Source organism: Arthrobacter sp. K410C (genome assembly GCF_059090105.1).
Map to the genome: position 1 here is coordinate 408,291 of NZ_JBNHFJ010000001.1, position 13,792 is coordinate 422,082.

The 13,792-nt window shown below is 68.2% G+C and carries 7 protein-coding genes; 2 read left to right on the forward strand and 5 right to left on the reverse strand.

What is annotated here, in order from left to right; all coding sequences use genetic code 11:
* Positions 1-129: 129 nt before the first annotated feature.
* Entirely contained in the window at positions 130-1,563 is a 1,434-nt protein-coding gene (locus AC5RU7_RS01940; RefSeq protein WP_494050858.1) for a zinc-dependent metalloprotease, read from the forward strand.
* Between the two features lie 27 nt (positions 1,564-1,590).
* On the opposite strand, the gene AC5RU7_RS01945 is transcribed toward AC5RU7_RS01940, so the two are convergent.
* The 3 genes from AC5RU7_RS01945 to nudC are packed head-to-tail and all read right to left on the reverse strand — an operon-like array spanning position 1,591 to position 5,492.
* Entirely contained in the window at positions 1,591-2,283 is a 693-nt protein-coding gene (locus tag AC5RU7_RS01945; protein WP_494050859.1) for a M48 family metallopeptidase, read from the reverse strand.
* The gene (locus AC5RU7_RS01950) at positions 2,280-4,415 is read right to left on the reverse strand and encodes an ATP-dependent DNA helicase UvrD2 (protein WP_494050860.1); all 2,136 of its coding nucleotides are present in this window, start codon (positions 4,413-4,415) and stop codon (positions 2,280-2,282) included. The genes AC5RU7_RS01945 and AC5RU7_RS01950 overlap by 4 nt, the downstream gene beginning before the upstream one ends.
* Before the next feature lie 54 nt (positions 4,416-4,469).
* Positions 4,470-5,492, reverse strand: a complete 1,023-nt coding sequence (gene nudC, locus AC5RU7_RS01955) for an NAD(+) diphosphatase (protein WP_494050861.1) — start codon at positions 5,490-5,492, stop codon at positions 4,470-4,472.
* A 144-nt stretch (positions 5,493-5,636) separates the two neighbouring features.
* Here nudC and AC5RU7_RS01960 point away from each other — a divergent pair, with 144 nt between their 5' ends.
* On the forward strand, positions 5,637-6,899 hold the full coding sequence (locus AC5RU7_RS01960; RefSeq protein WP_494050862.1) for a macrolide 2'-phosphotransferase: 1,263 nt from the start codon (positions 5,637-5,639) through the stop codon (positions 6,897-6,899).
* A gap of 37 nt (positions 6,900-6,936) precedes the next feature.
* Here the strand turns inward: AC5RU7_RS01960 and AC5RU7_RS01965 are convergent, their stop codons facing one another.
* Entirely contained in the window at positions 6,937-10,473 is a 3,537-nt protein-coding gene (locus tag AC5RU7_RS01965; RefSeq protein WP_494050863.1) for an ATP-dependent helicase, read from the reverse strand.
* The gene (locus AC5RU7_RS01970; protein WP_494050864.1) at positions 10,470-13,694 is read right to left on the reverse strand and encodes an ATP-dependent helicase; all 3,225 of its coding nucleotides are present in this window, start codon (positions 13,692-13,694) and stop codon (positions 10,470-10,472) included. The genes AC5RU7_RS01965 and AC5RU7_RS01970 overlap by 4 nt, the downstream gene beginning before the upstream one ends.
* Between the last annotated feature and the right edge of the window lie 98 nt (positions 13,695-13,792).

The window sequence follows — 13,792 nt, forward strand, 5'->3', positions numbered from 1 at the left end:
AACACTACCGGTGGCAGCCGGGTACAGGTCTTTGCCTACAGCGAACGGTACCGGAGCGCGGCAGACAGCCGGGGGCAGCCGCGGTACCGTGAAGGTTGATCAACAGTCACACCGACGATCGGCGGGATCATGACCTCCAATCCACTCAATCCGTCCAACGGCGACGACACCCCCAAGGATCCGTTGACCGAAATGCTGCAGAACCTCATGGGCGGCAAGGGGATGGAGAACTTCGACCCCGCCGAACTGGCCAAGGCTGCCGGGCTTCCCAATGACCCCAACCTGCTCGCCCAGATGTTCTCCCAGGTCCAGGCGATGATGAGTGCCCCGTCCGAAGGACCCGTGAACTGGACGCTGGCGCACGACAACGCCCGCAGGGTGGCGGCAAGCAGCTCTGACCCGTCTGTGACGTCCCAGCAGTCCCGCGACGTTGACGAGGCCCTGCGCCTGGCGGAGCTGTGGCTGGACCCTGTCACGGACCTGCCCGCCACCGGCCTGATCGGCCGCGCCTGGTCCCGGGCGGAGTGGGTCGAGGCGACGCTAGGCACCTGGAAGCGGCTGACGGAGCCGGTGGCCAACAGCATTGCCAACGCGCTCTCCACCGCGATGACCGAACAGATGCCCGAGGAAATGAAGTCCATGATGGGCGGTGCCTCGTCCATGCTCCAGGACATGGGCGGCGCCATCTTCGGCATGCAGCTGGGCCAGGCAATCGGCGCCCTCTCGGCGGACGTGGTCAGCTCCACCGATATCGGAGTGCCCCTGGCGGACCTTGAGATGGCGCTCCTGCCCGCGAATGTGGCCTCCTTCGGTGAGGGCCTTTCGCTGCCCGAGAATGACATCCGGCTCTTCCTGGCAGTGCGCGAGGCCGCCCATGCCCGCCTCTTCGTCCAGGTTCCCTGGCTGCGGGGACACCTGCTGGGCGCCATCGAGGCGTACGCCCGGGGCATCCACATCGACACGTCCCGCATCGAGGAACTGGCACGGGACCTTGATCCCAGCAATCCGGAAGGCATCCAGGAGGCCCTGTCCCAGGGCGTCTTCATGCCCCAGCGCACCGCGGCCCAGGAGCAGGCCCTTGAGAAGCTGGAAACGGCCCTCGCCCTCGTGGAGGGGTGGGTGGATGAACTGACCGCCGCGGCGACCGAGAAGATGTTGCCTTCGGCCTCGGCGCTGCGGGAAACCGTCCGCCGCCGCCGCGCCACCGGCGGTCCGGCCGAGCATGCCTTCGCCTCGCTGGTGGGACTGGAACTGCGCCCCCGGCGGCTGCGTGACGCCGCCACCCTGTGGGCCACCTTGAAGGAAGAGCGCGGCATCGAAGGGCGCGACGCCATCTGGCACCACCCGGACCTGCTCCCCACCGCCGAGGACCTGGACGATCCCAAGGGCTTCAGCAGCCGGCGCAAGCTTGCCGAAGCCAGCGACAGTGAAGTGGACGATGCCCTGCAGAAACTGCTCAATGGTGGTTTCGACACCCCGGCGCCGGACGCCGGCAAGGGAGAAGCAGCCGGCGAGGGAGAAGAAAAGGACGACGACGGAGGCGACGCCCAGCCGAAAGGCTGAGTTCTCCCGTGGCAGGGTGGGCCGCTGCTAGTCGGCGTCCCCCGGCCAGCCATCCAGCTCCGGCCAGCCTTCGAGCTCCTGGCTGCCGCTGCCGCCAAGTGCCCCACCGTCCCCTGCCGCAGCCATTCCGCGCGCGGTGGCAAAGGAAACACCTTCCAGGAATGCCTTGGCGCGCTGAGTTTCCGGGTACGCCTCGAGCAGCTTCCAGAAAGCTGCGTTGTGCCCGGCCACCAGCAGATGGGCAAGTTCGTGGAGCAGGACATAGTCGATGACCCACTGCGGCATCGGACGGAGTTTGTCCGAGAGCCGGATGGTTCCGTCAGCGGGTGTGGCTGATCCCCAGCGCGAGTTCTGGTTGCTGACCCAGCGCACTGACGTTGGGACGGCACGCCCGCCGAGGTACCGTCCCGAGAGGTGGGTGGCGTGGGCTGCAAGTGCGGCGTCCGAGGCGGGACGCTTCCGGCCGGAGGCCGCGCGGCGCTCCCCCTGCCGCTGCAGCTTGGCCAGCATGCGCCGGACCCACTCGGACTCCTGGGCTGCGGTGAAACGGGCCGGAATGGCGACGACGGCTGTCCCGTTCTCCCAGAAAGCCGCCACTGTCCGGGTACGGCGGGCAGAACGGCGCACTTCCACCGGTGCACCGTCCGCGGTGGTCAGCGGAGCAACTGTCCGCCGGCTCCCCGCAGCGACTCCGGGGCCCACCGCTGCTCCGGGACTCACAGTGCCGTACTTTCGGCCAGGACCCGGAGCACGGCTTCCCCGTACTTCTCCAGCTTCGAAGGGCCCACCCCGGCAAGGCCGGCGAGTTCTTCCAGCGAGGCCGGCCGGGCCTCGGCGATGGCTGTCAGTGTTGCGTCGGTGAAGACCACGAAGGCCGGGACGTCCGTGGACACGGCCACTTCCCGACGCCAGTTCCGGAGTGCGTCAAAGGTCTGTTCCTCGTAACCCGGCGGGCAGGCGTTGCAGCGTCCCACCTTGCGCTCGGCGCCGGTGGCGAGCATGCTCCCGCACACCCTGCAGACTGCGGGGGCGGCTGCCTTCCGGCGCGGGGCCACACCCTTGCCGCGGGCATTTGAGCTCGCCACTGACGCGGGCCGGAGCCCGTCGAGGAACCGGGACGGCTTGCGGTTGGCGCGGCCACCGGGCGTCCGAGCGGTGCTCCAGGACAGCGCGAGGTGTTCACGGGCTCGGGTGATTCCGACATAAAGGAGCCGGCGTTCCTCATCCACGGATTCCGGCGAGTCGGCGAAGGAGATGGGCATCAGGCCTTCGCTGAGCCCAACGAGGAACACGGCATCCCATTCCAGGCCTTTGGCGGCGTGCAGGGATGCCAGCGTCACCCCCTGGACTGTGGGCGCGTGCTGGGCCAGAGAGCGTTCCTGAAGTTCGTTGACGAAGTCAACCAGGCCAAACTGCGGTCCCCGGTTCTGGACGAGTTCGTCGGCCAGCGCCACGAGCGCCGCCAGCGATTCCCAGCGCTCCCGCAGCGCGCCGCCGCTGTGTGGTGCGGAGTCTGTGTAGCCGAGGGAGGCAACGATGTCCCGGACCAGCTGCCCCAACGGCTCCGGCGCATCGGCCTCGCTGGCCGCCCTGGTCGCAGCCCGGAGCTGAAGGATGGCGTCACGAACTTCCTTGCGCGCGAAGAACCGCTCGCCGCCCCGCAGCTGGTAGCCGATGCCGGCGGCGGCCAGGGCCTGCTCGTAGGCCTCGGACTGGCCGTTGGTCCGGAACAGGATGGCCACCTCGCTGGCGGGAGTGCCGGCGTCGACGAGGGCCTTGATCTTCTGGGCCACCGTGGCGGCCTCGGCTTCGTCGTCGGCACATTCCGTGAACGTGGGCACGGGGCCTGCCGGCCGTTGCGCCACAAGCTGCAGGGGCGCAGCCCACGCGGCATCCGCTGCCGGTCCTCCGCTGCGCCGGGCCGCCAGGAGGTCGTTGGCGAGTTTCACCACCTGCGGCGTGGAGCGGTAGTCCCTGATCAGTTTGACCACGTTGGCCTGGGGATAGCGGGCCTTGAAGTCCAGGAGATGCCGGGGCGATGCGCCCGTGAAGGAGTAGATGGTCTGGCTGGCATCGCCCACGACGCACAGTTCGTCGCGCCCGCCCAGCCACAGGTCCAGGAGCCGCTGCTGCAGCGGCGACACGTCCTGGTACTCGTCCACCACGAAATGCCGGTACTGCTCCCTGACCGTGGCGGCCACCCGTTCGTCTTCCTGCAGGATGCCGACCGTGATGAGCAGGACGTCCTCAAAATCAATGACGTTGCGGTCGGTCTTGACGTCCTCATAGGCCTGGAACACCCGGGCCACGGCCGTGAGGTCGAAGCCGCCCGGCGTTCCCCTCCCCTGGGCGTTCTCAAGGTAGTTGGCGGGAGTCAGCATGGACACTTTGGCCCATTCGATCTCAGACGCCAGGTCGCGGATGGAGGCCCGGTCCGTGCTCAGCCTTAATCGCCGCGCCGCCTCCGCCAACATCTGGGCCTTATGGTCTAGGAGGTTGGGAAGCGAGCCGCCAACGGCCTGTGGCCAGAAGAACTGGAGCTGGCGCAGGGCAGCGGCGTGGAACGTGCGTGCCTGGACGTTGCCCGCTCCGAGGTCACGGAGCCGGCTGCGCATCTCGGCGGCGGCCCGGGCGGTGAACGTGACGGCCAGCAGCCGCTGCGGAGTGTACACACCCGAGTGGACGCCGTAGGCGATGCGGTGGGTGATGGCCCGGGTCTTTCCCGTCCCGGCGCCGGCGAGCACGCACAGGGGTCCGTTGAGGGTGCTCGCAACCTCGCGCTGTTCGGCGTCCAGCCCGCCAAGGATCCGGTCCTCAAGCGATGCCGCCCCGTCAAAAATTTCTGTAGTCACTTCTGCTGCTTTGTGTCTCGACTACCGCGTGCTTGGAGTCTGGTGGATAAGGGATCAGGCGCCGGCGCGGTCCTCGATCCGCCCGCCGTACCAGTGCTCAATGAGCGCCCGTGCGATGGAGAGCCTGCTGGAAATGGTGATATCACCCCTGAGAACGGCTTCCTGCAGATCCTCCCGGCTGAACCAGCGCGCCCTGGTGACCTCCACGCCGTCGGGCGTTGCCTCGGCATCTTCGGTGACGGCGGTAAATCCAAGCATAAGCGAGGCCGGGAAAGGCCACGACTGCGAACCGAGATACTGGCAGGCAGTGACGCGCACTCCCACTTCCTCAAGCACTTCCCGCACCACTGCCTGTTCCAGTGATTCGCCGGGTTCAACGAACCCCGCGAGGGTGGAGAAGTTCTTCGCGTCCACCGGGCCCCCTCCGCCCAGAAGCAGCCGGCCGTCGGGCCCCACAACGGTGACGATGATGGCGGGGTCAGTCCGCGGATAATGCTCGGACGAATCTGCCGGGCAGCGGCGCATCCAGCCGCCGGCCTCCACCAGAGTGGGGGTTCCGCACCGCGGACAGTGCGTGTGGCCTCCATGCCAGTTGGCGATGGCGCTTGCCTCAACGAACAAGGCAGTGCCGGTTTCCGTCAGGCCTGCAGCCACGTCCCGGAATCCTGCCCAGGCGGCATCGCCCGGAATGCCCGCAGTGCCCGGCTCCAGCGGCTCGGACAGGACGAAAAGCAGCAGTTCGGTGCCGGCGGGAAGGCCGGAGCCCGGCAGGGCAGCGCCGAGGTAGATCACCAGTTCCGGCGTGGCAGAAACCGCTGACAGGCCTTCCAGCAGGCCTTTGGCGCCGGTCATAAACAGGTTTCCGTCCTGCACCAGTCCCTGCCGCCCGGACAGGACGACTGCCAGCGTGCCTGGCGCGGCGAGGAGTTCGTAAACCATCCCCGGCCTGGTCCGAACGGCCGATCCCCTGTCCACCAGCGCCGGCCGGACGGGAAGCAGGGTGTCCCGGAGGTGGTTGGCCGGCAGCAGCGCCGGCGCTCCCTGATGGACCGGTGTGACAGACTCCGCGTGGCTCATGCATCCACCGTACTGACATGGACCGACAATCCGCATTTCCGGCGTGGCCCTCCGCCCCGCGCGGGTACCCCCCATTTGCACCGATCTGAAGACTCGCCGCCCGCAGACCGGTGACTTGGACGGCGGGCAATCTACCGTGGAACGGTGAGAAGAAAACCGATTGAACTGGCAGCCGTTGCAACCGCGGCAGTCCCCGGACTGACCCCAACGGCCGTTAGCTCTGCCCCGGATGATCCCGCAGACTTCGATTCGGCCCTGCTCCTGGATTCGGAGGGCAAACGCTGGCGGGTCAGGTCTCCCCGGCACGCGGAGGCCAGCGCCCGGCTGGAGACCGAGTTCCTGGTGCTGCGGGCCTTCGCGCCGGGAATCCGGGCCGAACTTCCGTTCCTGATGCCCACGGTGGCCGGCAGCGTCCGGTTGGGCACCCTGAGCACATTTGTCTACTCACACCTGGCCGGAAGTACCCGCAGCGTTGAGGAGCTGACCGCGGGCCCTGAGTCCCTGGCCCGCGAAATCGGCGCGGCGCTGGCAGCCATCCACGATCTGCCCCGGGCACTGGTCAGCAACGCCGACCTGCCCAGCTACACTCCCAACGAGTTCCGCCAGCGCAGGCTGAATGAACTGGACCAGGCAGCCACCACCGGGAAGATCCCGCCGGCGCTCCTGCTGCGGTGGGAGCACGCCATGGAGGATGTATCGCTGTGGCGCTTCAATCCCTGCGTGGTGCACGGCGACCTGCACGAGGACAACATCCTGGTCGAAGGCCAGCGCGTCACGGCCGTGACCGGATGGACCGACCTTCGGATCGGCGACCCGGCTGACGACTTCGCCTGGCTGGTGGCATCCAACGAGCAGGACTTCGTGGATGCTGTCCTGGCCTGCTACACGGCCAGCCGGCGCGACACGCCGGACAATCACCTGCTGCGCAGGGCCGCCCTTTCGGCCGAATTCGCCCTGGCCCAGTACCTGGTCAAGGGAATTGCTGCGGGCGATCCGGCAATGGTGGCGGAGGCGGAGGGCATGCTGGAGACACTTGCCAACGACATCGCTGAGCACGGTGGCCAACCCATCAGTGTTGAGCCGCAGCCCGCCGCTCTCACCGTGCCCGGGGCAGCAACGTCCGACGGCGGGCCCGGACCGGGTGGGTCGGCCGTTACGGTCATTCCCGTCCCGGCACAGCCGGCGGTAGGAGCCGTTCCCGTCCCGGCACACCCGGCGGCAGGAGTTGTTCCCGTCCCGGCACAGCCGGCGGTGGAGGTTGTTCCCGTCCCGGTTAAGCCGGCGGTTCATGTGACACCCATCCCCGCCGAGCCGGAGCAGGCGACTGGGGGAAAACAGCACTCCCAGGACGGGCCCGACGATACGTCCACCGCCGCCCTGCCGGTCATCAACGCCCGGCAGTCCTAACCGGAAGCGCTACCCCGGATCCGCCCGACCCGTGCGGTCACCGGGAATCCAGGGCTGCGCTGACGATGGTCTCCAGCTCCTCGGCAGTTCCGAGGTCGTGAGGCCGTACCACCTCGTTGTCGGCCACGTAGAAGAACGCTGCCCGCACTTCCTCCAGCGGAACGTTCTTCAGACGTGCCCACGCCAGCCGGTATACGGCCAGCTGCACCGACCGTGCCCGCAACTGGGCACCTGACGGACGCCGGCCGGTCTTCCAGTCCACGAGGTCCCAGGACCCGTCCGCGTCCCGGAATACAGCGTCGATCCGGCCGCGCACAACCACCTCGCCCACCCGGGTTTCAACGGGGACCTCCACGAACGCCGGCGAACGCTCGGCCCAGGGTGAGGCGCGGAACGTCGCCACCATGGAGTCGAGGTCGTAGGCGGCGTCGATATGGTCGTCCGAACCGGGAGCCTCACCCAGATCGAGCATTCCGGCAGCCCCAAAGTATTCCTCCACCCAGGCGTGGAATGCCGTTCCTTTGCGTGCCGACATTCCGGGTTCACGCGGAACCGGCCGGCGGAGCCTGGCGAGCACGTCCGACGGGTCGTTCCCCAGGTCCACCAGCATGGATGCGGAGATATGGCTTGGCAGGTGAACATCCTGGCCGTAGGACCGTTTGGCGCGGCGCTCCAGCAGCAGCGCGGCTTCCCGTGCCCACCCGGCCGCTGGTCCAGCCAGGCCGGTGATGCCTGCCGGGCCGCCTTCAGCATCCAATGGTCCGGACTCATGCCGGTGGTTCCCGGCAGCCTCGAGTTCGGCCAGAACAAGGGCAGCAGCCCTGTCCATGGCCTCCCTGCGGCCCCCGGCCAGCCGGAGCCGCTCCCCTGTCCGGGGATCCACCGGGCCTTCAAGGGGATCGTAGGGCCAACCTGCCACTTCGGTTTCGCTGGACAAGGGGCTGCTTTCGGGCAGGGCGTCTTCCGCCAGGGACAGCGGATGGACCGAGGCCCGGGCCGGCTGCCCATCGGACTTCACGAGGACATCCAGTTCGGCCAGGAACGGTGACATTTCCGCCCTGGCGGCGCGCGACCCCACCCATGCTGCACTGGAGACCCACAGGACGTGCTTCGCCCGGGTGTAGGCAACGTAAGCCAGGCGTCGCTCCTCCGATTCCCCGTGCGCCTGCACGGCCGCCTTGAAGTCCTTCTCCGCATCCAGCCAGCCCTTCTGGTCCGGCTGGTCCAGGTCCCACTGCGGCAGATCTGCACGGTCACCCCGCAGGGGCCACGGCAGGGCCGCACTCCCGCTGCTCCAGCGGGAGTCCTTGTCGCTGGGAAAAGCCCCGGCGTTCAACCCGGGCACAAAGACGACGTCCCACTCCAGGCCTTTGGACGCGTGGACGGTCAGAAGCTGGACAGCTTCCCTGTTAACATCGCCGGGCGGAGCTTCGAGCCCGTTCTCCTCCGCGGCTGCAGCTTCGAGCCAGGCAAGGAAGGCAAGGATGTCCACCCGCTGGGAGGTCCGAAGAAATCCCGCAGCGGCGTCCTGGAAGGCGTCCAGGTTGCGGCGCGCCTGGTGGATGCTGACCCCTGGGCGTGCCGCAACTTCGATATCCAGTAGCATGGCCCGTTCCACTTCCCCCAGGAGTGTGGTGAGGTCGTCCCCGAGGTAGCCGCGGAGCTGCCGCAGCTCGGCGGAAAGCTGCAGGAGGCGGCCGCGGGCCCCGGTGCTCAGGCACCTGCCGCTGGAGGAAGTCCATCCCTCGCGTGGCAGCCAGTCAAGGGCTTCCACGAGGCTGGCACCATCTGTCAGGTCACCCTCGAGAACGGGGGAATCCTCGTCGGGGGAATCGTCGTCGGACCGCTCCGCGGCCTGCCCGCGGCGGCGGGCCAGGTGGCTGGACCAGTCCCGCAGGGCCATCAGGTCCGCCGGTCCTATCCGCCACCTCGCTCCGGCGAGCAGCCGCATGAGCGCGTCCGACCGGCCCGGATCGGCCAGTACCCGGAGGGTGGCCACGAGGTCCACCACCTCGGGTGTGTCCAGGAGCCCGCCAAGGCCCACGATCTCGTAGGGGATGCTCCTGGCTTCAAGCTGGCGGCGGACAACTTCCATCTGCGCCCGCCGCCGGCACAGGACGGCGATGGCCGGCGGAACGGGGGTTCCATCGGGCTTCAGTTCGAAGTCTGTTACCCGGTATTTCAGGACTTCTTCGGCAAGTGCGGCAGCTTCCTCCACGTCACTGCCGAAACGGCCAAGCACCACGGAGCCCTGGGCAGCATGGGGGCTGGGCTGCAACGGAGGTACATGCGCGGTCTGGGCTCCCTTGCCGCCTGCCGGCCCACGCTGCGCTTCGGCTTTGACCAGCGCTTCCGACATCACGTTCGCCGCCGCCAGGATGGACCGTCCGTTCCGCCATGCGGTGGTCAGGTAGGACGTGGGTGCAGGCGCCCAGCCTGCCTGCCCGCCCATAGATTCCTGGCGGACAGGAAACTCCCGGACGAAATGGAACAGCTGGCCGGCCGAGGCCCCGCGGAAACCGTAGATGGACTGGTTCGGGTCTCCGACGGCCGTGACGGCGTGCCCGCCGCCGAAGAGCCGCGAGAACAGGACGAGTTGGGCATGCGAGGTGTCCTGGAACTCATCGAGCAGGACAACTTTGTACCGTTGGCGTTCCATCTGGGCGGCCATCGGAACGTCCCGGGCCACCTTGGCTGCGAGCGCCACCAGGTCGCCGAAATCGAGGGCGCCGCGTGCCCGCTTTGCCTCGGCATACCTGCCCACCATGTCGGCAACGCTGGCGCGGGTGCGAAGCATGGCGGCCAGCTCTGCAACGGCCTGCGGAGCGTTCTTCTTTTTGTCGGCCAGGTAAGGAAGCGATTCGAAGTCTGAGAGCCGGGCCATGAGCCAGGCCTCAACGTCTTCCGGTTCCTGAAGGTGTTCGGCACATTCTCCGGCGAGTTGGATGACCGCCTTCACCAGGGTGGACTTGGCGGCACGGAAGTGGGCGTACTCGCCGTCGTAGGCTTCCACCACTTCGCTGGCCAGCTGCCACGCCTGCGCCCCGCCCAGCAGGACCACATCCCGTTCCACGCCCAACCGCAGCCCGTAGTCGGAAACGATCCCGCTGGCGAAGGAGTGGTAAGTGGACACTTTGGGTTCCAGAGCATCACTGCTGAGCAGGCCTTCCGGAAAGACCTGGTGCGCCGTATCGCCGGCAACCAGCCGCTGGAGGGCCACCAGTTTGGCGCGGATCCTCGATGCCAGTTCCCCCGCGGCCTTCCTGGTGAACGTCACGCCGAGGACTTCCTCCGGCCGCACCCAGCCGTTGGCCACGAGCCACACCACCCGGTCCGCCATGGTGGCCGTCTTGCCGGAGCCGGCACCGGCGATGACCAGCCGCGGCGTGAGCGGCGAGGAGATGATGGCGGATTGTTCGGCTGTGGGCATGTTCTTTTCACCCAGGAGCACCGATAACTCCTCGGGGCTGAACCGTGCCCCCGGTGGCTGGGGAGCTGCTGCGGCCGCCGCTGATGGCCCGGCATCCGGCTCAGCGCCCTGCCGGCCGGGCAGCACGTCGAGGTTATGGCTCATTCCGTCACTTGCCTTCCACGCACGCAGAGCGGGCATACCTCGGGCAGCTTGCAGCCATGGCCTCCGTGACTCCCCTTTGCCGGATCATGCCGGGCTTCGAATTCCTTGCCGCCCATCACTTTCGCTGCATCCTTTACCATGTCGAGGGCCCAATTTTCCTGCGGGTCGAGTGCATCCTGCTGCTGGACGGCAGGGTTCTTGGCGCTTGTTCCGAGTTGGGCAAGAACAGCCCCGCCGGGCAGGGTGCCGCCCTCCCTGCCTGTTGCCTCGGCAAATCCCCCCGCGAGGACTGCTGCCTGGTAGGCACCGAGCTGGGGGTGCCGGGACAGTTCAGCCTTTCCGGGCTGCCGCTTTCCCGTCTTCAGGTCCACGATGACCAGCCTGCCTTCGCCGTCGATCTCCAGCCTGTCCACCTGGCCGCGAAGTATGGCCTGACGTGGGGCCAGACCGTCCACTGCCACCTCGCCAAGGGGCACCTCAAAATCCTGCTCCACGCCCACGAGGCTGCGGCCCTCGCTCCTCATCACCAGGATGTACTGGGCGAGCTTACGCACCATAGACTCCGCCCGCTGGAAATCAAGCCGGCCCTCCCAGTTGTCCTTCATGCCCAGGGTGGGCCAACGGCGGACCAGCTCCGCGAGGTACTCCCCGCCCGAGGCGTCCGGCAGTTCCTGCGCAATGGCGTGCACCAATGTTCCCAGGCTGCGGGCAAAGTCTGTGGCCGCCTCGCCCCCGGCCGCCTGCACGAACCAGTCAAGCGGCGACTTCTGGACCGTCTCGACCTTCGACGGCGACACGGACACGGTACCGCCGGGCGGAACCACGGCTGCCTCGGACGTCAGCGGCGCGAGTCCCCACCATGTGGAGGGATGGGCACCCGGGACAGGCGGCACGGCAGCCGCCAGCCGGGCCAGCACCCTTGCCGCCTCCCGGGCCTCCGCTGCACGGTTCCCGTCCAGCTGGGCATGCTGCCGCAGTTCGGCAACGAGGGCCCGCAGGGTCATGGGGCGCTCCACCGCGGTGAAGCCCCTCCGCTCCTGGCCACGCTCCAGCGGCGCGACGTAATCCAGGAATGACGACGGCTGGTCGTCCTCCGAGGCGACGGCTGTGCATATGAGCAGCTCCCGGGAGCGTGAAACAGCTGTGGAAAAGCTGCGCAGTTCGTCGTAGCGGATTTCGCGCAACCGGCTCAGCGGGTCCCGTTGCAACGCGTAGGCGGGGCCGTGTTCAACGGCGTCCGCGTAGACAGTGCTGCCCAGGAGTTCCCCCCGGAGCCTGGTATTGGGCCACACGCCCTCCTGAAGGCCGGCGACAATCACGACCGGCCATTCCCGTCCTGCTGCGCTGGCGGGCGTCATCAGCTCCACGGCATCATCCACCTGTGCCCTGGCTGCAAGGGTGTCCATGGGGAGCTCCTGGTTGAGGAGGTACTCCAGGAACTGTTCAGGCCCGGCTCCGGGCATCTGGTCCACGTACCGCTCGGCCGTATGGAACAACGCCATCATCGCATCCAGGTCCCGGTCGGCCCGGGCGCCGTGGGGGCCGCCTGCCAGTGCAGTTTCCGTCCAGGATGCTGCCAGCCCGGTGGAGCTCCACAACGCCCAAAGCACCGATTCGGCGTTGGCGCCCGGCTGGAAGGCAGCTTCGCGACCGGCCTGGATCATCCTGGCGGCACGCCTGGCCGCCCTGCCTTCGATACCCAGGGCGGACAGCGCTCCGGGCTCCAGCAGGGCCTCGACCAGGAGTGCATCGCTGGTCCGTCCGCCGCCACCCAGCAGTTCCTCACGGCGAAGCGACTGCCGGAGCCGCCGCAGTTCGATGGAACTGGCTCCGCCGATCCGGGACGTCAGGAGGGACACTGCGGCTTCCGGGGTCAGCAATGTGGGGTCCAATGCAATGGCAAAGGCATCCAGCAGGGGGCGTACCGCTACTTCGTCCCGCACCGCCGACTCGGCAACCGGCACCCGGACAGGGATCCCCTGCCCCGAGAGGTAACGCTGCAGCTCGCTGACCTGTCCGCCGTTGCGCACGATGACAGCGATCTCCGTGAGGTCCCGGCCATGGTTGATGTGCTGGTCCAGGATCCGCTGGGCGACATACCGGAGCTCGTGCACTGCTGACGGGACCAGGTGCGCCTCGACGGTCCCTTCCTGCAGGTTCCCCTCCGGCCGGTCCTTCTGCGGATGCTCCAGCCGCCTGGCCAGCTGCCCACCCGCGCGCTGCGAGATCCGGCCGGCTACACCGAGCCAGGCGTCCGCGAGCGCCGGAACCAGGCGGTGGGAATGGGACAGCGGACGCTCCACGAGGGGCGCTCCCGTGGACAGCAGCCGCGGCAGCTCCGCCACGAGGTCGGGCCGGGCCCCCCGGAAGCCCTGGACCACGGTATCGGGCGAGTACGCCACATAGCAGTCCTTGCCTGCCGCGATGTCCGCCAGGAGCTCGAATACTGCGGGGTTCGCTTCCTGGATGTCGTCCACCACCACCAGTTGCAGCCTGTCCCGTTCGGCGGCGAGGAATTCCGGCGCGTCCTGGAAGATGTGGCGTGCCGCTGTGATGATTCCGGCGGGGTCGAAGGCCTCAGGCATCCTGAGGTCCAGGACATCCCGGTACTCGTTGTAGAGGGCAGCCGCGGCGATCCAGTCGGGCCTGCCGCACTCCCGGCCAAGCACTTCAAGATCCTCCGCAGTACGGCCGGACTCGATGATCCGGTCGAAGAGCTGCCGGACCTCCTGGCGGAACCCGCGGGTTTCGAGCGCGCCGTTGAGGTCCTCAGGCCACGGCAGTTCCAGGCCCGGAAGGCGGTGCCCGTCAAGGAGTTCCTTGATGATGAGGTCCTGTTCGGGACCGGACAGGAGGCGCGGCGGCCGGGCCAGCGGGATGACGCCCTCAGCCTTGGCGCGCCTGATCAGGTCAAAAGCGTAGGAAGCCCACGTGCGTGCGGGGGTGGTGCTGAGGCTGCGGTCCAGCCGGGCGGTAAAGCGGTCCCGCAGGAAATCAGCGGCCAGACGGCTCGGGGCAAGGATCAGCATGTGCTCGGGATCGATGCCGTCCCGCAGGGCGCGCTCCACGGCAGCCTCGATGAGCACAGTGGTCTTACCGGTCCCGGGGGCGCCGGGGACCAGCACCGGCCCGGCTCCAAAGGGAACATCGACGGCGGCCTGCTGGTCAGGAGTGAGTGACGGCGCGGCTGCATGGACCTGGCGCGGCGCGAGCAGCCGCAAGGAACCTGGCCTTCCTGCGGTAGCGTCTGGGCTGCTTCCTGCTTTGCCAGCTCCGGGCCCGAAAGCGGACTCCTGCCCCGGCTGGGGGTCGGGCCGGT

Bases quoted from the DNA above. Each gene is read 5' to 3' on its own strand.
- AC5RU7_RS01940 (WP_494050858.1), top strand. From the start codon at position 130: ATGACCTCCAATCCACTCAATCCGTCCAACGGCGACGACACCCCCAAG.
- nudC (WP_494050861.1), bottom strand. From the start codon at position 5,492: ATGAGCCACGCGGAGTCTGTCACACCGGTCCATCAGGGAGCGCCGGCG.
- AC5RU7_RS01965 (WP_494050863.1), bottom strand. From the start codon at position 10,473: ATGAGCCATAACCTCGACGTGCTGCCCGGCCGGCAGGGCGCTGAGCCG.